General features: G+C 65.4%; 20 protein-coding genes and 2 pseudogenes. 8 read left to right on the forward strand and 14 right to left on the reverse strand.

Annotated features, from left to right (window positions below; all coding sequences use genetic code 11):
* Positions 1-17: 17 nt before the first annotated feature.
* The gene (locus AC3WTE_RS18250) at positions 18-1052 is read right to left on the reverse strand and encodes an alpha/beta hydrolase (protein ID WP_492439665.1); all 1035 of its coding nucleotides are present in this window, start codon (positions 1050-1052) and stop codon (positions 18-20) included.
* A gap of 221 nt (positions 1053-1273) precedes the next feature.
* Here AC3WTE_RS18250 and mbp1 point away from each other — a divergent pair, with 221 nt between their 5' ends.
* Positions 1274-1510 carry a microaggregate-binding protein 1 gene (gene mbp1, locus AC3WTE_RS18255; protein WP_492439667.1) on the forward strand — a complete coding sequence of 79 codons (237 nt, stop codon included), beginning with the start codon at positions 1274-1276 and terminating at the stop codon, positions 1508-1510.
* A gap of 68 nt (positions 1511-1578) precedes the next feature.
* Here the strand turns inward: mbp1 and AC3WTE_RS18260 are convergent, their stop codons facing one another.
* The 3 genes from AC3WTE_RS18260 to AC3WTE_RS18270 are packed head-to-tail and all read right to left on the reverse strand — an operon-like array spanning position 1579 to position 2701.
* Positions 1579-2109 (reverse strand): DUF6328 family protein, encoded by a 531-nt coding sequence (locus AC3WTE_RS18260; RefSeq protein ID WP_492439668.1) that lies wholly within the window; start codon positions 2107-2109, stop codon positions 1579-1581.
* A 3-nt stretch (positions 2110-2112) separates the two neighbouring features.
* On the reverse strand, positions 2113-2325 hold the full coding sequence (locus tag AC3WTE_RS18265; protein ID WP_492439670.1) for a hypothetical protein: 213 nt from the start codon (positions 2323-2325) through the stop codon (positions 2113-2115).
* Positions 2326-2341: 16 nt separating this feature from the next.
* Positions 2342-2701, reverse strand: a complete 360-nt coding sequence (locus AC3WTE_RS18270; protein ID WP_492439672.1) for a hypothetical protein — start codon at positions 2699-2701, stop codon at positions 2342-2344.
* Positions 2702-2849: 148 nt separating this feature from the next.
* On the opposite strand from AC3WTE_RS18270, the gene AC3WTE_RS18275 reads away from it, so the two are divergent.
* The 3 genes and pseudogenes from AC3WTE_RS18275 to AC3WTE_RS18285 all read left to right on the forward strand — a co-directional run bounded on the left by AC3WTE_RS18275 (position 2850) and on the right by AC3WTE_RS18285 (position 6791).
* A complete protein-coding gene (locus tag AC3WTE_RS18275; protein ID WP_492439674.1) occupies positions 2850-4634 on the forward strand; it encodes a thiamine pyrophosphate-requiring protein in 1785 nt (594 codons plus the stop codon).
* 12 nt (positions 4635-4646) lie between these two features.
* Positions 4647-5597, forward strand: a pseudogene (locus AC3WTE_RS18280) (SDR family oxidoreductase); the annotation flags it as partial.
* 333 nt (positions 5598-5930) lie between these two features.
* Complete coding sequence (locus tag AC3WTE_RS18285; protein ID WP_492439676.1) at positions 5931-6791, forward strand: SigB/SigF/SigG family RNA polymerase sigma factor; 861 nt, start codon at positions 5931-5933, stop codon at positions 6789-6791.
* On the opposite strand, the gene AC3WTE_RS18290 is transcribed toward AC3WTE_RS18285, so the two are convergent.
* Together AC3WTE_RS18290 and AC3WTE_RS18295 are read right to left on the reverse strand one after the other, a co-directional pair.
* Positions 6773-7006, reverse strand: coding sequence for a CDGSH iron-sulfur domain-containing protein (locus AC3WTE_RS18290; protein ID WP_492439678.1), 234 nt, complete (start codon positions 7004-7006; stop codon positions 6773-6775). The two genes, AC3WTE_RS18285 and AC3WTE_RS18290, sit on opposite strands and share 19 nt — an antisense overlap.
* On the reverse strand, positions 7003-7680 hold the full coding sequence (locus tag AC3WTE_RS18295) for a HemK2/MTQ2 family protein methyltransferase (RefSeq protein ID WP_492439679.1): 678 nt from the start codon (positions 7678-7680) through the stop codon (positions 7003-7005). The genes AC3WTE_RS18290 and AC3WTE_RS18295 overlap by 4 nt, the downstream gene beginning before the upstream one ends.
* 310 nt (positions 7681-7990) lie before the next feature.
* Here AC3WTE_RS18295 and AC3WTE_RS18300 point away from each other — a divergent pair, with 310 nt between their 5' ends.
* Positions 7991-8209 carry a hypothetical protein gene (locus AC3WTE_RS18300; RefSeq protein WP_155899225.1) on the forward strand — a complete coding sequence of 73 codons (219 nt, stop codon included), beginning with the start codon at positions 7991-7993 and terminating at the stop codon, positions 8207-8209.
* A gap of 18 nt (positions 8210-8227) precedes the next feature.
* Positions 8228-8383: a DUF6131 family protein gene (locus AC3WTE_RS18305; RefSeq protein ID WP_492439681.1), complete on the forward strand. Its 156-nt coding sequence runs from the start codon at positions 8228-8230 to the stop codon at positions 8381-8383.
* A gap of 66 nt (positions 8384-8449) precedes the next feature.
* Here AC3WTE_RS18305 and AC3WTE_RS18310 read toward each other — a convergent pair whose 3' ends face one another.
* The 8 genes and pseudogenes from AC3WTE_RS18310 to AC3WTE_RS18345 form a co-directional block, all read right to left on the reverse strand.
* Positions 8450-9232 (reverse strand): DoxX family protein, encoded by a 783-nt coding sequence (locus AC3WTE_RS18310; protein ID WP_492439683.1) that lies wholly within the window; start codon positions 9230-9232, stop codon positions 8450-8452.
* Positions 9233-9268: 36 nt separating this feature from the next.
* Positions 9269-9526, reverse strand: a pseudogene (locus tag AC3WTE_RS18315) (SDR family oxidoreductase); the annotation flags it as partial.
* 155 nt (positions 9527-9681) lie between these two features.
* Positions 9682-9888, reverse strand: a complete 207-nt coding sequence (locus tag AC3WTE_RS18320) for a hypothetical protein (RefSeq protein ID WP_492439684.1) — start codon at positions 9886-9888, stop codon at positions 9682-9684.
* Positions 9889-9939: 51 nt separating this feature from the next.
* Positions 9940-10239 (reverse strand): hypothetical protein, encoded by a 300-nt coding sequence (locus AC3WTE_RS18325; protein ID WP_492439686.1) that lies wholly within the window; start codon positions 10237-10239, stop codon positions 9940-9942.
* Positions 10240-10305: 66 nt separating this feature from the next.
* Positions 10306-11772 (reverse strand): aminotransferase class I/II-fold pyridoxal phosphate-dependent enzyme, encoded by a 1467-nt coding sequence (locus tag AC3WTE_RS18330; protein WP_492439688.1) that lies wholly within the window; start codon positions 11770-11772, stop codon positions 10306-10308.
* On the reverse strand, positions 11759-14683 hold the full coding sequence (locus tag AC3WTE_RS18335; protein WP_492439690.1) for an FAD-binding and (Fe-S)-binding domain-containing protein: 2925 nt from the start codon (positions 14681-14683) through the stop codon (positions 11759-11761). The genes AC3WTE_RS18330 and AC3WTE_RS18335 overlap by 14 nt, the downstream gene beginning before the upstream one ends.
* Positions 14684-14701: 18 nt before the next feature.
* Positions 14702-15808, reverse strand: a complete 1107-nt coding sequence (locus AC3WTE_RS18340; protein WP_492439692.1) for an enolase C-terminal domain-like protein — start codon at positions 15806-15808, stop codon at positions 14702-14704.
* A 29-nt stretch (positions 15809-15837) separates the two neighbouring features.
* Positions 15838-17649, reverse strand: coding sequence for a glycoside hydrolase family 15 protein (locus AC3WTE_RS18345; RefSeq protein ID WP_492439694.1), 1812 nt, complete (start codon positions 17647-17649; stop codon positions 15838-15840).
* Positions 17650-17727: 78 nt separating this feature from the next.
* Here AC3WTE_RS18345 and AC3WTE_RS18350 point away from each other — a divergent pair, with 78 nt between their 5' ends.
* On the forward strand, positions 17728-18744 hold the full coding sequence (locus tag AC3WTE_RS18350) for an iron-containing redox enzyme family protein (protein WP_492439696.1): 1017 nt from the start codon (positions 17728-17730) through the stop codon (positions 18742-18744).
* 118 nt (positions 18745-18862) lie between these two features.
* On the forward strand, positions 18863-19423 hold the full coding sequence (locus tag AC3WTE_RS18355; protein WP_492439698.1) for a hemerythrin domain-containing protein: 561 nt from the start codon (positions 18863-18865) through the stop codon (positions 19421-19423).
* Positions 19424-19426: the final 3 nt, after the last annotated feature.

The following is a 19426-nucleotide window of genomic DNA, read 5'->3' on the forward strand; positions in this document are numbered from 1 at the left end:
GTTGGCGGTGCTACCGCCTAGAGCGATGCGGCCGCCGGATAGTCGGGCTCGTCCCGGTCTTCCTCGGACCTTGGGGTCACGCGTTTGACGAAATCGCCGATGTACTTGATTGCGCGCCGGCCTTCGGGCAGGACGCCGGCTGCCAACGGGAAATCGTGAATCTGCCCGTCCCACAAATGAAGATCGCACGGCGCGCCGGCATCGGTGAGCCGGTCGAACATCAGTTCCGCATCGGGCCGCAGGAATTCGTCGCTGCTGACGTGGATCGTGACCGGCGGCATCTGCTGCAGGTCAGCGTCGACGGGCGAGGCGATGGGCTGGCCGGCCGGGTTCTTTTCTCCGTGCGCGGCGACGTAACGGATGAACGATGTCATCGCCCGGGCGGTGAACATCGCGCAACGGTCCTTGCCGGCCGCGGACTTGTCGTGCGGGTTCAGCGTCGTCAGCGGCGAAATGGCCGCCACGCCGGCGGTGGGCGGGTGACCTCGCCGCAGCAGTTCGGCAGCCGTCTGCAGCGCGAGATACCCACCCGCGGAATCGCCGGCGACCACGATGTCGTCCCAGCGGTATCCGCGGCGCAGCAACCACCGCAGTCCGTCGATCGCGTCAGACAGTGCGGCTGACAATCCGTGTTGGGGCAGCATGCGATAGCCCACGTTGAGCACTTCCGCGTCGGCACTTTGGGACAGTCGTGCCACAAGTGCGCGGTGGGTGTTCAGACCGCAGGTGAGGAAGGCGCCGCCATGAAGGTAGAGGATGGCGCGGCGGGCGGACGAGTCGGCGGTACTGATGAGTTCTGCCGGGCAGGACGGCAGGCGGACGCGCCGGACCTCCACTGCACCGGGCATCGGGGCCAGCGCGGCAACCTGGTCGATGGAGTTGAACGGCCAATGCAGGTTGGGTTGCAGGCTCCACATCCGTACGGCGTTCTTGACGAATAACCGGCAGATCGCGCCGATGGCTTTTGATTGGGGGCTGCATCGGTGATGGTGATGCCGAGCGCTCACGAAGCGTACACGCCGTAATCGCTGGTCAGGTCGGCTGTTTCCCATTGTGATCAACTCCTGTTGCCTTCGGGTACCCCCACCGGGTTTGGTGAAACGTTGGGCGAGAAGAGGTTTCCGACGGCCCCAGAGCAGGTATGTCGGTAGTGCCGGAATTCTTCAAAGGAAAGCCGCAAGGGCGCCGAGCAGGGCAAGGCCCTGCTGGGCTGCCGCATCGCATGACGGACCAGATCCGAGCAGGTATCTGAGATGAACAAAGGAGAAATACAGTGGGCGAGCACAAGAGCGGTCCGGAAGAGGGCTTGAAGGGCACCGTCGAGGGCGTCAAGGGCAAGCTGAAGGAGGCTGCCGGCAGCGTCGTGGGCCGTGACGACATGGTCCGTGAGGGTCAGGCCCAGCAGGACAAAGCCCAGGCCGAGCGCGACGCGGCCAAGAAAGAGGCGCAAGCCGAATCGGCCCGCGCGGGCGCAAGCGCGGCCGAAGAGCGACAGCGGCGCAACCAGTAGTCGCTGTCGCAGCACGAACGGCCCGATCTCCCTGACCGTGGGGGAGATCGGGTCGTTCGGCGCGAAAGTTATTGCGGGGGAGAGGCATCGGTGTGGTCCGACTGCACCATGGCCAACGGTACGAGCACCCAGAACGTGGTGAAACCGATGAGGGCAACGCCACCGGCGATCCAACCGGTCGTGCGGTCGGCCACGCTACCGAAGATCAAGGTGGTCACGCCGGCCAATGCGGTGCCGAGCAGGAGCAGGCCCAAGTATGCGCACCGGTGCGCCGCACTGACCAGAAGGGTCAGGCGCCGGCGTCGAAACAGCATGCGGTGCATGCCCACTGGCGCTATGAGCAGAACTGTGGAGGCCACCGAAAGGGCTACCGTCGCCAGATAGACAGTTCGGCTATGCGCATCGAGCGCAGTGAAGCGTTGCTGGAAGGGCAGCGTCAGCAGGAACCCGGTGAGCAGCTGCACACCGGTCTGTACGACGCGAAGCTCCTGCAGCAGATTCGACCAATTGCGGTCCAGCCGTTCGACCCGGGTTTCGTGGCGCGCCGCCCAGTCCCATCGCTGGTCGCGTTGGTCGATGCCACGCACATCGCCGTCCATGGGTCACATCCCTCTGCGCCTTAGCTTTTGGGCGCCGCTGACCGTGATGCGGTCGTCCGGCCCCGCGCCGTAGAAGCTGAACACCCCGTCACCCTTCATCGAGATCACCTGAATCTCCTGGATGGTCAGCCAGCGGCCGCCCGCAGGATCTTCGACCACATCACCCTCGTTGATGTGCGCGGGCTCGATCAGTTCGAAGCGGTCGGTCGTCGACATGATGACCCGCCGTTCGTCACGGAGTCTCGAAAGTGAAGGTGAGCACCGCGAAGGCGGTCAGCAGCAGCGCCCACGCAACGAGCGGCACCGCGATGCCGTATCGGGTGCGCGCCGTCACGAAGGACAGCCCGATGGCGAGCACTGCGACCACTGGCGCGCCATACTCGATGAGCCCGAACACGAACGGGCTCGGTCCCAACTTGGCGCATGTGTTCTCCGAACAACCTGCGGTCGCGAGGACTTGCAGGTACTGGTACACCACGATCACGAATGCGCCCGGCACGGTAAGACCCGCCAGCACCCAGTTGACGAGGCGCCTCCGGTGCGCCGTTCGCTCGTCGTGGGTATCGCGTGCCGCGACCTGTACCTCAGACATCGCCACCTCCCGGTAATGGGTTGCTTCGTTCGGCATGTATCTGCTTGTCGTACCCGGTGTGTGGGCGGCCAAACGCGTGTTTCGCCCGGTGTCGATCGGGTACCTCGCCAGCAACACGACACGGGCCGAGACGACTTATGGAGGCGGCATGACGACGACCGTTGGGGACTATCTACTGGAGCGCTTGCGGCAATGGCATGTGCGTCACGTGTTCGCCTATCCCGGTGACGGCATCAACGGGATCGTCGCGGCGTTCGGCCGCAGCGATGATGTGCCCCAGTTCATTCAGACCCGGCACGAGGAGATGGCGGCGTTCGCGGCGACGGGGTACGCGAAATTCTCCAACACGTTCGGGGTGTGCATGGCGACCTCGGGCCCGGGCGCCATCCATCTGCTGAACGGGCTGTATGACGCGAAGCTCGACCGGGTTCCCGTCGTGGCAATCGTGGGGCAGACCGCACGCAGCGCGATGGGCGGAAGTTATCAGCAGGAAGTCGACCTGCAGAGTCTCTACAAAGATGTGGCCAGCGACTATCTTGTCGAGGTCAACGTCGCCAACCAGTTGCCCAATGCCCTCGATCGGGCCATCCGCGTCGCGCTGGCCAGGCGGTCTCCCACTGCGCTGGTGATCCCGTCGGATCTGCAGGAACAGCCCTATTCGCCGCCCGAACATGAGTTCAAGCAAGTGCCGTCGAGTGATCCCCAGTACGTGCCGCCGGCGGTGTGCCCGCAGAACGAGCAGATTCGGCAGGCTGCCGACGTACTCAATGCTGGTGCGCGCGTGGCTGTTCTGATCGGTCAAGGGGCTCGCGCAGCCGCGGATCTGGTGTGCGAAGTCGCCGACAAGACCGGTGCTGGGGTGGCCAAGGCGCTACTGGGCAAGGACGTCCTCTCGGATGACCTGCCGTACGTCACGGGATCCATCGGACTGCTCGGGTCCCGTCCCAGCTATGAAATGATGCGGGACTGCGACACGTTGCTCATCGTTGGATCGAATTTCCCCTATAGCCAGTTCCTTCCGAAATTCGGCCAGGCCCGCGCGGTGCAGATCGATATCGACGGCACGGCGATCGGTATGCGGTACCCGACCGAGGTGAACATCGTGTCGGACGCTTCGGCGGCACTGGCCGCCCTGTTGCCCCTGCTCGAGGAGAAAACCGATCGTTCGTGGCGAGAAACCATCGAGCACAACGTTTCTCGTTGGTGGGAGACGATCGAACGGCAGTCTATGTTGTCGGCCCGGCCGGTGAATCCGATGCGGATCGTGTGGGAGCTTTCACAACGCATCCCGCCGAACGCCATCGTGACCGCCGATTCGGGTTCGTCCACCAATTGGTATGCGCGGTGCCTGAAATTCCGGGGCGACATGCGCGGCTCGTTGTCGGGCACCCTCGCCACCATGGGCCCGGGCGTGCCGTACGCGGTCGGGGCGAAGTTCGCTCATCCGGACCGGCCGGTGCTGGCGCTGGTCGGTGACGGCGCCATGCAGATGAATGGAATGGCCGAGTTATTGACGATCAAGCGCTACCAATCGAAGTGGTCGGATCCGCGTTTGGTGGTATGTGTGTTCCACAACGGTGATCTGAATCAGGTCACATGGGAACTGCGAGCGATGGGCGGCGCGCCGAAATTCGTTCCATCCCAGTCCTTGCCGGAGGTCTCGTACGCAGAGATCGCGTGCACGATGGGTCTCGAAGGCATCGCGGTCGACAACCCGGATCGCATCGGTGAGGCCTGGGACCGGGCGTTGGCCGCGGACCATCCGGTGGTGCTGGATATCCAGTGTGATCCCGAGGTGCCACCGATCCCGCCGCATGCCACCTATGAACAGATCAAGGACATGACTGCCGCCGTGCTCAAAGGCGATCCCAACGGCTGGCACCTGGTCTATCAGGGCCTGAAAACCAAAGCGCAGGAGTATGTTCCGGGCTGACCGGCGGGCATTATGAAGCAGAATCGGAGTGTTCGACCGCCCCGGACCGTCGTGGTCACCGGAGCGAGCGCGGGCATCGGACGGGCGATAGTCCGTGAATTCGCAGCTGCGGGCGACCGGGTCGCACTCATCGCCCGTGGTCGGGCCGGGCTCGAGGCCGCCGCCGCGGACGCGGAGAAGCTCGGTGGCGCGGCGCTGGTGCTGACAGCTGACGTGTCCGACGCCGAGGCCGTCGAGCGCGCTGCCGAGGAAGTCGAGGACCGCTTCGGTCCAATCGACGTATGGATCAATAATGCGTTCGCGACGATCTTTTCGCCCGTCCACGCGATATCGCCGCAAGAGTTCCGGCGCGCTACCGAGGTCACGTATCTGGGGGTGGTCTACGGGACGATGGCCGCGTTGAAGCGAATGCGCTTACGTGGGCATGGCACGATCGTGCAGATCGGGTCCGCGCTGGCCCAGCGTTCCATCCCATTGCAGGCGGCTTACTGCGGCGCCAAGCATGGCATCGACGGCTTCACCGAGTCGCTTCGCACGGAACTGCTTCACGAGCGTAGTGATGTGCACGTCACCGTGGTTCAGATGCCAGGTGTCAACACTCCGCAGTTCTCCTGGGTTCGCTCGCGGCTGCCGCGCCACCCACGCCCTGTGGCGCCGGTATATCAGCCTGAGATCGCGGCGCGCGCGGTCTTCTTCGCGGCGGAACATCCTGCGCGCAAACAATATTGGGTGGGTGGCAGCACGATCCTCACCCTGCTGGGACAGCGGGTGGCGCCGGCCCTGATCGATCGCTATCTCGCCTCGACCGGATACTCGTCGCAACAGACTGGGGCGCATCTCGTCCCGCGGCACGGCAACCTGTTCGACCCGCTGGATGACCAACCGGGTGCCGACCATGGTGCACACGGCGTGTTCGACGCCGAGGCGCACGAACGCTGTCTCAGCTGGTGGCTGCGGAGCCATCTGCCGTTCGGCTAACCGGTGAACGAAGGAGTCCATTCCGGTGGTGGCCGAGTGGGTCCGCGTGTAGTGTTGGAGGCACATCGCTGTTACAGCGTGGCCGCTTAGCCAAAAGCGGAGTAGGTCGAGGGGCTATTGCTCGGCGCGTGAATTGGGTCCAGAACCGGGCCAAATTCTCTGGTTTCGCCGACCGCGGTCAAGCTCGACATCGGCAAATCGCCGTTCCGCCCTGGAGGCGGAATTCAACACGTACCTGACATGTCTGTGTACCCGGCTGCCTAGCGCCGCGGTTCGGTGACGTCATGCGCGTGTTGTGAAGCCCCTGGAGGGTGCTGCATGTCAATTTCTTTGATGGAAAAGGATGCCCGTGAAGTGGGCGAGCCGACAGACGTCGGCGTCGCAGAGGAGACGGGACCGGAGTCCCAATCGCACGAAACTGAAGACGAGTACGCGGACGTCATCACCATGATCGCGGTGCTGAGAAAAATGCCGCGCGATTCTGGCTCGTACGCCCGCCAGCACGAACGCATCGTGTTGCGGTGTTGCCCGCTGGCCGACCGGGTGGCGAGGCACTTCGACCGCCGGGGCGAGAACCTCGAGGACCTGATACAGGTCGCGCGCGTGGGACTGCTGCAGGCGATCAATCGGTTCGATCCTGATCGAGGGTCAAGATTTGTCGCGTTCGCTCTGCCGACGATGATGGGTGAGTTGCGTCGCTACTTCCGTGACTACGGCTGGAAAGTTCACGTGCCCAGAAGGATTCGCGACCGGCAGCATGACATCGCCTGTGCCACCGCATTTTTGACCAATGACCTCAGGAGAGCGCCGACCATCAAAGAGCTGGCCGACGCGCTGGACATCGACCGGGGTCAGGTTGTGGAGAGCATCGTGGCCGCGAAGGCGTATCAGCCGCAATCGCTCGACGTGAATATCAGTGACGACGACCCGCGATCGCAGGTGCTCGGCGATTCCCTCGGCGAGCTGGACGCCGGGTTCGATCGTGTCACGGATCGGGAATCGGTGAAGTCCCTGCTGGCCGCCCTGCCTGCGCGCGAGCAGAAGGTCCTCTACCTGCGTTACTTCGGTGCGATGACACAGCGGCAGATCGCCGATTCGATCGGCGTTTCTCAGATGCACGTGTCCCGGATACTGGACCGCACGTTGCGAGACCTGCGGGCTCAGGTCGGCTGCTGCTGATTTCGTGAGGCGCTGTCATCGGCGGTGGACCGGGTCTGCCGCCGATGACTCGCATCGCACCACGGATATGCCTTGCTGCGCTGGCAGCAACAGATCGCCACCATGAATCGGTCCGAACACACCTGGGTGCCGTCCTCGAGTTCAACCTGGACCGGTCCCTGGACGAGTATGGGGCCGCGAGGCACGATACGAACGTCTCGCCGAGTGTTGCTCATGGTTTGACCGCCTCGATGACGACCAGCTGCTCGGTCCGTCGCCCACGTGGCAACCGGCCGGCGTCCTCCAGCCAGCGGGCGCGGGCAGTCATCACGGGGCCGAAGGGGATTGTCCTGCGGGCGGCGACCCGGGCCCGGAGCCCACCGGCTCGCAAGGCGGAGATGCTGTTCGGCACGCCGGCGAACTCCGATTGGACGATGAGCACGGTGCCGCCCTGTGTGAGCAGATCGGGGGCGGATTTGCACAGCGGGCCGAGGACGAGCCGGCCGTCGGGGCCCGCGTTGAATGACATCGGCGGGCCGCCCGCGTCCGGAATGACGGCATCGGCGTCGGAGGGCGCTGGTACGTAGGGCGGATTGCACAACACGAGGTCGAACGGCTCCAGTTCGAGGGCAGCCGACCAGCACCCCAGGCGGACGTCGATCACGCTGCCCGTGAGCCGGGCATTGACACGGGCAGCCGAGATGGCCGCCGGCGAGGCGTCGAAGGCGGTCACGCTGCTCGCCCCGGCATCGGACGCCGCAATCGCCGCGACACCGCTGCCGGTGCACAGATCGGCCACCCGCATGCCCTCGGGTCGGCAGCAGCTGTGCATCGTTTCGATCAGCAGTCTCGAATCAGATTGTGGCAGATAGACTTCCGCGCATGGGCGCGAGATATCGGAGCTCAGCATCGGGCTTCCTCTCTCATTCAACCTCTCCGATATAACCGCGAAGCGCCGGCGGCAAACGTGTCGAACCGGTAACGCCCGCGGGCTCCGGCGGGGTTTGATATCGGCCGGAGCCCGCCGCGCGTGCGGTTCGTGAGCAGCTCGACTGGCCGGGAATTCGGGCTGCGGCGGCCGGAAACGATTCCGCCACGGCCTTTCTGGAGCTGGCGACACGCCTTCGCCAGGAGAATTCGCGGGAGCGTTAGTTTGCCACCGCGCGCGCATGGGTACTTGTTTCCCTGAGACCAAAGCGGTCTGTGTAGGAGGAGCCATGTTGCGAGGAAGCGTGGGCGTCATCGTGGTGGTCTGGCTGCTGGTCGGTGTACTGGCGGCGTGGCAACGCGACTATTTCCGCGGCGGCGACACCAGCTGCGGCTCAGCGGGGCGTATCGCGCTGACCGTGGTAGCCGGACCGTTGAACTACGCCGGGGTCAATCCGAAGGTCGTCGATTGCCGACTGCCGCAACCAAGTTCGATGCGGGCAACCGCGTGAGTTAAGGAAACGATCATCATGATTGCTTTGGGAGTACTACTGCTCATTCTGGGCTTCGTCTTCAACATCTATCTGCTGTGGGTCCTGGGCATCGTGCTCGTCGTGGTCGGCGCGGTCTTCTGGCTGCTCGGCGCCGCCGGTCATGCTGTCGCCGGACGCCGCTACTGGTATTGATGCACAGGCGGCCACGGCCGGTACGAGGGGCAGGAGCCCGGGCCCGCAGGCCCGGGCTCCTGCCTGCTAGGCGCGGGCTTTCGCCTTCTTTGCGGTTGTGACTGCGGTACTGGCCAATTCGGTTGCCTGCTCTCGTGCGGTGTCGGCCAACTCCGAAGCACGTGCGCTGGCTTTCCGGTAGGCAGACTCGGCATATGGGGCAGCTTTCCGGTAGGCAGACTCCGCGTACGGGGCAGCTTTTTCGAGGCCGTCTTCCAGTTTGTCGAGCGCGACACCGGCGAGTTCGCGGCCGTGCTCGAAACCGGTCTGGACGCCGTGGCCTACCTTCTCGCCCAACTCCGGCATCCGGGCGAGCGCGACTTCGGTCCTCGAAGGCACTGTGGATGAGAGGGCGTCCGCCGCACGCTGAGCGGCCCGCCTGCCCCGCCAGCCGAGTGACGGTTTGCCGGCGGTGTCGGCCGCGGCCAGAATCAAACCGCCGAGCAGGCTCAGGTCGGCCAGGAAACCACGGCGTTTCGCGGCTTTGGCCTCGGGATCGCTCTCGGCCCAGAACATGTGATTACCCAAGTTGGCGGGAATGACCGTCGCCGCGAGCACCGCCGAGGCGACGCGCGGAATACGTCCGGTCGCAAGCAGCAGCCCACCGCCGACCTGAGCGGCCGCGGTGGCCCGCGCCACGGCGACGGCGTTCGACGGCACATTGCGGGCCACCGGATCCGGCATGTCCTTCAGGCCGTCGAGTGCGGGGCGTACGGCTTGTGCCCCTGAGTCGATGTTCACGAGGGTTTCGACGCCCTGTCCGATGAACGCAGTGGCCAGAAGCGGACGGGCGATCCTACGAATGATCATGGGGCAGGGATTTCCCGTGCGGCTCTGGCCCAAACATCATCCCGGCATTGTCTCGCCGCCGAGGGGCGCCAGCACCTCACCGCTGTAGTACGACGACAGGTGGTCGGCGGCGAAGAAGACGAATGAGGGGGCGATCTCGTCGGGCTGGGCCGGCCGCTCGAAAGGCGCGTTACTGCCGAATGATTCGACCTTCTCCTGCGGCATGGTGGCCGGGATCAGTGGCGTCCAGACCGGGCCGGGGGCAACGCAGTTCACGCGGATGCGACGTTGTGCGAGTGACTGGGCGAGCCGGTGACCAGGGCCGCGCTCCCGCACCTGCCGGAGGGCGCGGCCGTCATCAACACGGCGTCGGCTTCAGGAGGCCGCGACCGACGTACTCGCGCATTTCGTCGCGTGGCGGGTCTGCCATGTCGACGGTGTGCCCGGGATAGGGGATGGGAGCATCCATGTCAGGCATCTCGGCCGAGATCGTCTTCGTCAGGGTCGATGTCGACGACTTCCGTCTGTTCTTGCCAGTCGTGTGCTGTTGCCTCCATGGGCGGCCCGGCCGGACCGCTCACCGCGGTCTCGTCGTCGGGTGCCTGTTCTTGAAGGTCGCGTGACTGCTCGGCAGCATCGGCATCCGGAACGGCGTCTGGAAACTGTTCTGGTGTCATGACGGAGCGGATACCCGGGCAGGAAGGCCGGAAAACACCGAGCAGGCCCGGTCAACTGGTGGGCGGCGTCTGAGGCGCGCCGGGATGCGTCTGGAGGTAATCCAGCTCGCGCTGCCGCACCCGGCGGTGCCGTGAGGCGAGCCAGATGCCACCCACAGCGGCGAGGATCACAGCGATCGCCAGGGCGACGCCACCCATACCTGGCTGACCTGAAGCGAAGAAGTAGAGGCTGATCACCAGGACGACAACGGCTACGGCGACGGCCAGCAGGCCGGGGGCGTTGGAGCCGTCCTTGAGCGACTCGCCGGCGTGCGGTCGGGTGGTGCGGGCATGGTCGACGGGGTCTTTCATCAGATACCTCCTGGGAGCGGGTCCTCCGTTGTGCATTGCCTGTGTATTGCCCAGCGGAGCGCGGTTCTACACCCGTGGGGCAGTGACGCGGACCGATTTCAGCTCGGGATCAGCCGGATCGGGCAGGTACATGCCCGCGGCCAAGCCGGTTCGCAGATACTCCAGCACCGCGGCGTTGATCAGTTCGCCAGGGACAATGGCCGGTATGCCCGGGGGATATGGCGTGATCTGTTCGGCCGCCACCCTTCCGGCAGCCATCTCGACGGGCACCGTCTCGACCGGGCCGAAGAACACATCCCGCGGCGACTGCACCGTTTCCAGCTGCAACTCGCCGGGCGAGGGCAACTGAACCTCACGGGGTGGCTCGAAATCGCCCACTGCCGTGGGTAACCGGCGCAACGCCAGCACCAGCGGCCGGACGGTCTCGGGCTCGTCGGCCATGGACAGCGTGATCAGGATCCTGCGGTGGTCGGCGAGCCCGACATCAATGTGGTGGTGCTTTCGCAGCCATTGCTGCGCCTGGTAACCGGACACGCCGGTCGCCGAGACATCCACCAGCACCTGGAGCCGGTCCAGGTCGTGGGAGGCTTCGACACCGAGCAACTCGTCATCGAGGACGTGAAGACCGTCGATGTGCTCGATATCGCGACGAAGATCGTCGGCCAACCGCAACGCGGCGCCCAGCAATCGATGTCCGTCCTCGACCATCTGTCGTCGCCAACCGTCCATCGCCGCGTACATCAGGACGCTGGGACTGGTGGTGGACAGCAGGTCGGCGCACGCGGCGAGCCGCCGGTCGTCGATGAGGTCGCCCTGCACGTGGAACACCGAACCCTGCTCGAATCCCGCGCCCATCTTGTGCACGCTGACCACGCAGATATCGGCGCCCGCGTCCATCGCCCAGGTGGGCAGGCCCTCATGGAACGGCAGGTGAGCGCCCCACGCCTCATCGACGATCAGGGGTTTGCCCCGCGCGTGACACACCTCTGCGATGCTCGCCAGGTCGGCACAGGTGCCGTACGGGGACGGGCTTACGATCAGCGCGCCGGCGGCGTCGGGATGGCGCTCCCAGCCGTCGGCGACATCCTGCGGCGACGGCGGGTGGGACAGATGCCGCTCGGCATCCCAGCGAGGGCTGATCCAGCGGGGGAGCACGCCCGAGAACACCAGGCCCGCGACAATCGACTTGTGGCTGTCACGGCCCAGCAGCAGGCTGCCGTCGCCTCCGGCCACTGCCAGCATGGCGGCCTTCACCGATAGTGAGCTGCCACAGGTGGAGAACCACGCCACGTCGGCACCCACGGCGGCTGCCATCAAGTCTTCGGCGTGCCGCAGGTATCCGCCTGAGTTGCGATGGTCGTCCAAGCCGCCGCTGGCCAATACGTCATCCAAGAATGGCTGCACGCCAAGCGCATCCAGTACGCGGGCGTCGGTGCCACGCCCCTGTCGATGCCCGGGAGGGCTGAAGCCGTATTGGCCGATCGAGCGATAGTGCACGAGGGCATCGAGCATGGGCGTCTCAGACTGGTTCATGGTCACCGTCCTGTTGTCGGTCGTGGCCCTGTTGTCGGCTGTGCCGCAGTCCCGCTGCGAGTAGCTGCACGGTGTGCAGCGCCGGGGGACGGTCGGTGAGTTCGCCGATCTGGGTCCGGCAGCTGAAACCGTCTGCGACGACGATCGTTTCCGGGTCCGCACGGCGGATCGCCGGCAGCAGTTGGTCTTCGGCGCACGCCACCGAAACGTCGTAATGACCCTTCTCGAAACCGAAATTCCCAGCCAGTCCACAACATCCGGCATCGAGTACCTCGACGTCGACGCCTGCTTGCCGCAACAGGTCCTGCTCGTGCTCGTAGTGCAGGACGGCGTGCTGGTGGCAGTGCTGCTGCACCATCGCTGATCCGCCGCACCACCGTGGCTGCCAGTCAGTTGCTTTGCGCTGCAGCACCTCTCCGATGGTGAACGTCTGGCCGGCGAGTCGACGGGCGTCCTCGTCGCCGTAGAGCAGGTTCGGCGCATCCGACCGGAAGACCGCGGCGCAGCTGGGTTCGAGGACCACGATGGGGATGCCGGCTTCCAGTACCGGCCGCAGCTGGCGCAGGGTACGGCGGAGCACTCGTTTGGCCACGCCGAGCTGGCCGGTCGAAATCCAGGTCAGCCCACAGCACGCGGTGCGCCTGGGTACATGCACGGTGAAGCCCGCGGCTTCGAGCACGGCTACCGCGTCTTGTGCGATCTCGGGGTCGAAGTAGTTGGTGAAGGTATCGGGCCACAACACGACATCGCCGCGGTGCGCGGTGTTGATTTCGTTGGGGCGCTGCCGAAACCATTCGGTGAAGCGCGTGGCCGCGAATTTCGGTATCGACCGGTGCGGGTCGATGCCACCGAGCTTCTTCAGCGCGGTCGACACCCCGCGGGTCTGACTGACGGCATTGACCGGACGGGGCGCCGTCGCGGCAGCCCGAGCCAGCAACGGCAGCCAACCCATCGAATAGTGCGACATCGGTCGCAGCCGCCGCTGGTAGTGGTGATGCAGGAATTCGGCTTTGTATGTGGCCATGTCGACGTTGACCGGGCAGTCCGACAGGCAGCCCTTGCAGGCCAGGCACAGGTCGAGCGCGTCGCGCACCTCGGTCGACCGCCAGCCATCGGTGATGACGTCGCCCTGCAGCATCTCGAACAACAGCCTCGATCTGCCGCGCGTCGAGTGCTCCTCTTCGCCGGTGGCGCGGTAGCTCGGGCACATCACGGCGGACTTCTCGCTGCGGCATTTGCCCACGCCGACACAGCGATTGGCAGCATTGCTGAACCGGTTGCCCTCTCTGGGGTAGGCGAACGCGGTCCCGGGCTCAATGGGCCGGTAACCGGTACCGAGTCGAAGGTTGTCGGTGTTTCGGAACGGCCGCACGATCTTCCCGGGATTCATCTTGTTGCCGGGGTCGAAGAGGTCTTTGGTCTCTTCGAACGCGCGGACGACGTTGTCGCCGAACATGATCGACAGCAGCTCTCCGCGGGACTGCCCGTCTCCGTGTTCACCGGACAGTGAGCCGCCGTAGCGGGTGACGAGACGTGCGGCGTCGAAAGTGAATTGGCGGTAGTGCTCGATGCCCGCGGCGGTGCGCAGGTCGAACGGGATGCGGGTGTGCACACAGCCCTGGCCGAAATGTCCGTACAGCGAGGAGGATCCGTAGTCGTAGCGCTCGAGCAACGAATGGAAATCGCGAAGGTAATCGCCGAGCCGGTCCGGTGGCACAGCAGCGTCTTCCCAGCCTTCGTGCGTGTCGGGGCCGTCGGGCGGATATGCCGTGGCGCCAAGCCCGGCCTCTCGTGCCGCCCACAGTTCGTGCATGCGGGTGGCGTCGTCGACGACAACCGGTTGCGACGTGGTGATACTTCGTAGTTGCTGAACCAGGTGCTGTGCCTTGGCGTCCGCCTCGTCCTGATCGTTGCCGTCGAACTGGACCAGGAGCCACGCCGCGCCATCGGGCAGGGCCCTCAGTGCCTTTCGGGCCAGGTGCTGGCTGTGTTCGAGCGATACCAGGCGCTCGTCGATACCTTCGAGTGCGGCCGGTTGATGCTCGAGTACCGCCGGCACGGCGTCGCCGGCCGCGCACACATCGCTGAAGCCGAGAATCACCAGTGACTTGGCCGGCGGCACCGGCACCAGATGCAGTTCGGCGCGGAGCACGGTGACGAGCGTGCTCTCACTTCCGACCAGCGCACTGGCCAGCTGGAATCCGTTCTCGGGCAACAGGGAATCGAGGTTGTATCCGGACACCCGGCGCGGTATGTCAGGGTACTGGGCGCGGATATCGGACGCGTAGTGGTCGACGATCCTGCGCAGGCCCTGGTATATCTGCGCCTTGCGGTCCGTGCCGGCGGCGAGTCTGTCGAACTCGGCATTGTCGGTGTTGCCTACCCACATCCGGGTGCCGTCGTAGGTCAGGATTTCGAGGCGCCGGACCGCGTCGGACATCTTGCCGTAGGCCTGAGCCGTCGACCCGCACGAGTTGTTGCCGATCATGCCACCGATGGTGCAACTGACGTGCGTCGATGGTTTCGGACCGAGCATCAGCTCATAGGGGGCGAGATGCCGGTTCAAGTCATCGAGTTTGATGCCGGGTTCGACTATGGCCGTTGCAGTCTGGGCATCGACGGACTCGACGCGGGTGCAGTACTTGCTCCAGTCGAGCACCACCGCGGTGTTACAGCACTGGCCGGCCAGGCTCGTGCCGCCGCCGCGCGACAGCACCGGCACCCCGTGTGCGTGGCACACCGCAATCGCCTCGGCTGCGGCCTCCGGGGTCCTCGGCACCACGACGCCGATGGGCAGCTGACGGTAATTCGACGCATCGGTCGAGTAGACGGCGCGGGAGCCGGCATCGAACCGGACCTCGCCGTCCACGCGGTCTTTCAGGTCCGTGATCAGTTCTCTCGGTTGATTCAACTCGACTCCTTGCTGTGCTCAGCTGACGCGGTATTGCGACATGTCGGCCTCGCGGAAGGTCAGGCCGGTACCGCTGCGATCAGCGCTCACGGGCAGCGCGCCGTCGGCCGGTTCGTCGGTGCCGTCGAAGGCCATCTGCTCGATGCGCACGTGGTCGTGAAACCATTCGAGGTGCCGGAGATTGGGCGTGGCGGCCGCGACGTGCCGATGCAGATATGGCGCGCAATGACCGGAGATGTCCAGTCCGTGGGCCTCGGCGACCGCGGCCGCCTGCCGCCACCCGGTGATGCCGCCGCAGCGGGAGGCGTCCACCTGCAGGCAGTCGACCGCGCGTGATTCGCACAACCGCCGGAAGTAGTAAGTGTCGTAACCGTATTCGCCTGCGGCCACGTCGGCGTCGACGGCGTCACGGACCGCACGCAGGCCGTCGATGTCGTCTGACGACACCGGTTCCTCGAGCCATGACACGGCGAGGTCCTCGGCATCACGCATGACCTGGACCGCCTGCTTGCGGCAGTAACCGCCGTTGGCGTCCACCATCAGCGCCACCTCGGATCCGATAGTGGCACGGGCCGTCCGCATGCGCGCCAGATCACGTTTTGCCTCGGCGCCGAACGACTCACCGATCTTGATCTTGACACTGCGGGTGCCGAGCGATGTCGTCCAGTGCTGCAGTTGATCGACCAGCTGGTGGTCGTCGTAGGTCGTGAAGCCGCCGCTCCCGTAGATCGGCACGGCGGTCCGGTCGGTGCCGAGGAGCCGGTAGAGCGGCAGGTCCAGCAATGTCGCCTTGAGATCCCAGAGCGCGGTATCTATTGCAGAGATCGCTTGGCCGCCAACGCCATAACGCCCGACGTTCCGGATGGAGCGGACCATGGCGGTGAAGCATCCGCCGATGTCCATCGCGTCCCGATGCAGCACGACGCCGGCGAGATAGGTATGGATCAGGTCTGCGACCGCCGACGGCCCGTAGGTCCACCCGACTCCGGACTGACCGCCGGCCCGGATCACCACGACGACCACGGTCGTGGCATCCCACGCGAAAGTGCCATCAGCTTCGGGGGCATCGGTCGGCACGGTATAAGCGGCCGCAGTGATGGTCTTGATCGCGGTGTCGCCCTGCATGGCCGGGGCATACCCGAAGTGGTCGGAGTCTACACCGAGAATCGCTGATCTTCGCCGGTTGCCGATGTCGCCGTGTGGGAGCCCGCGAGCCCGCGGGCGCTGTTGATGAGCCCGACCAGGCTGAATGCTTGCGGTGTGTTGCCCACCTGCGTGCCACGCTCGGTGTCGTACTCCTCGCTGAGCATGCCGACGTCGTTGCGCAGGCTCAACAACCTTTCGTACAGGGCGACCGCGTCGCTTCGGCGGCCTGTCGCATCGAGGGCGTCGACCATCCAGAAGCTGCACGCGATGAAGGCGTTGGTATTGCACACCGGACCACTGAGGTCGGTGCAATCGGAGTACCTGAGCAGCAGGCCATCGTGATCCAGCTCCCGCCGGACGACGTCGACGGTGGCTCGGATTCGAGGGTCGTCCCAAGGTAGAAACCCCACGCGGGGCAGCAGGAGCAGGGCGGCGTCGACGGCTTTGGTTCCATACGCCTGAGTGAACGATCCGAGCTCCGGGTCGTAGCCTTTTCGGCACACCTCGTCGTGAATCTCCTGCCGCAGGCGGCGCCACCGGTCGACCGGACCGTCGAGGTCGTGGTGTTCCACACTGCGGATCGCGCGATCGACACCCGCCCAGGCCATCACTTTGGAATGGACGAATTGTCTTTGACCGCAACGGAATTCCCACAGGCTGCAGTCAGGCTCTTGCCAGTGACCTTCCAAGAAGTCCAGAAGTCCCAACTGGATGTCCCAGGCCGTGGATTCGCTGGGCAGGCCGGCTTCCCGCGTCAGATGCAGGCCGTCGAGGACTTCGCCATAGACATCGAGTTGAAGTTGCCCCGCCGCGGCGTTTCCGATCCGTACCGGCGCAGACCCCCGGTAGCCGCTGAGCCAGGACAATTCGACCTCGGGGATGCGCCGCGCGCCGTCGACGGCATACATGATCTTGAGGCTCGCCGGGTCGCCTGCGACCGCTCGCACCAACCATTCTCGCCAATCCCTGGCCTCGTCGTCGAACCCGGTACCCAGCAGCGCCTGCAGAGTGAACGTCGCGTCCCGCAGCCAGCAGTAGCGGTAATCCCAATTGCACGAGCCGCCGATCTGCTCGGGCAGCGACGACGTCACCGCTGCCACGATGCCGCCCGTCGGCTGATACGTCAGCGCCTTCAGGAACATCAGTGACCGGCGGACCTCGTCGGCCCAGGGCCCGTCATAGCGGCACCGGCCGAGCCAGCCGCGCCAGAACTTGACGGTGGCCCCCAGCGCGGGACCGGCTTCGGTCCGCTTCGGCGCCGACAGATGGGATGGGTTGTGCGTCAGCACGAACGGAATGTTCTCGCCCACTGATACGGCGAACGTCGCGTGCCTTTCCCGGTGATCTCCGGTGCACTCCACGGGACTGCGCAGGTAGATCGAGTCCGGGCCGGCAACCGCCACCACGTCGTCGCCGTGCGCTCGGATCCACGGCACCACGTGTCCGTAGTCGAAGCGCAGTTTCAGGGACATCCGCATCTCGACCCGCCCGCTGATGCCCTCGACGATGCGGACAAGGTCGGCGCGCTCGCCCCTGGGCGGCATGAAGTCGACGACTCGGACGACGCCGTCCGGTGTTACCCACTCGCTCTCCAGTACGAGCGAATCGGCTCGGTACCGGCGCCTGGTCACGCTCGCACCGCTGGCTGGGCCCAGCTGCCAGCAACCGGCATCGGGGCCGCCGAGCAAAGCGGCGAAGCATGCCGGGGAGTCGAAACGCGGCAGGCACAGCCAATCCACCGAGCCGTGGCGATCGATCAGTGCGGCCGACTGGAGGTCTCCGACAAGGGCGTAGTCCTCGATGGGCGCCGGTTGCGACATGTGCACCGGAATTACCCGGATCCGGCCGGTCCAAACCCGGGTTTAACGCCGCGCGCCTGCGGGTATCGCGAAATTCCCATGTGCACAGATGAATTACTCCAGCCTTTGCTCCCGGATCCCCGTGGCCCGTTGTCGGGTGTGGTCGTCGAGCTGCTCGGCGAGCGGCTGCCGTCGGCCTATCTGACCCGCATCCAGCTACCGCTCGGCGAGGTCGACCCCTTCGGGATCGATCTGCAGCTGGCGCTCTACGTCTGCTACGAACTGCATTATCGAGGTTTCGCCGACACCGACGAGAAGTGGGAATGGAATCCCGCGTTGCTCGATGTTCGTCACCGCATCGAGGATCGGTTTCTCGCCGCTGTCCGCCGGCTTGTCGGCGATATCCCGCATGATGCGTCGGCGCAGGACGAGCTCGACCGCTGTGAGTCCGCGCCCGTCGACCCGACGAGTCTGTCGGTCTACATGCGGGATCGGGCGACGTGGCCGCAGATGCAGGAGTATTTCGCCCACCGATCGCTCTATCACCTCAAGGAAGCCGATCCGCAGTCGTGGGTCATTCCTCGGCTGACCGGCCGAGCGAAGGCCGCGTTCGTGGCCGTGGAATACGACGAGTACGGCGGTGGTGGTGGCTACCGGACCATGCATCAGCGGTTGTTCGCCGACCTGCTCGGTGCCGCGGGCATGAGCGACAGATACCTGCACTATCTCGGCAACGCCACGGGTCCCACGCTGGCTGCGGTGAACCTGATGTCGATGTTCGGGCTGCATCGGCGCCTCCGGGGTGCGGCCGTCGGCCACTTCGCCGCGACCGAGCTGACGTCGTCGCCGGCATCGCAACGAATGGTCAAGGGCCTCAACAGGCTCGGTGCTCCGGTGGCATGCGTCGACTTCTACCGCGAGCACGTGGAGGCGGATGCCGTTCATGAGCAGGTGGTCCGCAAGGAGGTCGTCGCCGACCTGTTGTCCCGCGAGCCCGAACTCGATCGAGACGTGGTGTTCGGTATTCGCGCGTTCGACGCGGTGGAGGGGATGCTCGCCACCCAGATGCTGTCCAGTTGGGCGGCGGGATGTTCGTCATTGCGGAATTGGCCGTGAGGCCGGCCGGCGACCGGGCTCCAGCGGTCGGAGTGCAGTTTGACCCGAAGCGCATCGGGTAATCGGTGAGGGACGCGCTCACAGCCCGGGCGCGTAACGCGTATTCACAGGAGGAACCATGGCTGTTACCACCGGCAAATCCCCGATCGATGTGATCGATTTCCTCACTGATCAGCACGAGCAGATCAAGTCGCTGTTCACGGAGACCCTTGCGCTGTCCGGCGAAGAGCGGGAGCGAGCTTTTCGCGATCTGCGCCGGCTTCTCGCAGTGCATGAAACGGCGGAGGAAGAGATCGTCCATCCCCGCGCGAAGCACAAGGTGCCAGGTGGGGAGAAGATCGTCGAGGCCAGGCTGGAAGAAGAGAACGCGGCGAAAAAGGCGCTCGCGGAGCTGGAGTCGCTCGACATCGACAGCAAGGACTTCACGAGCAAGCTGACGAAACTCCGGGACGCCGTGATCGCGCATGCCGAGCACGAGGAGGCCGAGGAGTTCGCCAAGCTGGGTGCCGAGCTGTCGCCGAAGGAGCTCGAGCGCATGGGGGAGGTCGCCAAGCTCGCCGAAGCGGTCGCTCCGACCAGGCCGCACCCCGGAGTGGAATCACAGGCCGCGAACCTCATCGTCGGGCCGTTCGCCGCGATGCTGGACCGGGCGCGGGACGTGATCTCGAGCGCCACCTGAGCC

This window comes from Mycobacterium sp. FW102-FHT13B02 (genome assembly GCF_058790275.1).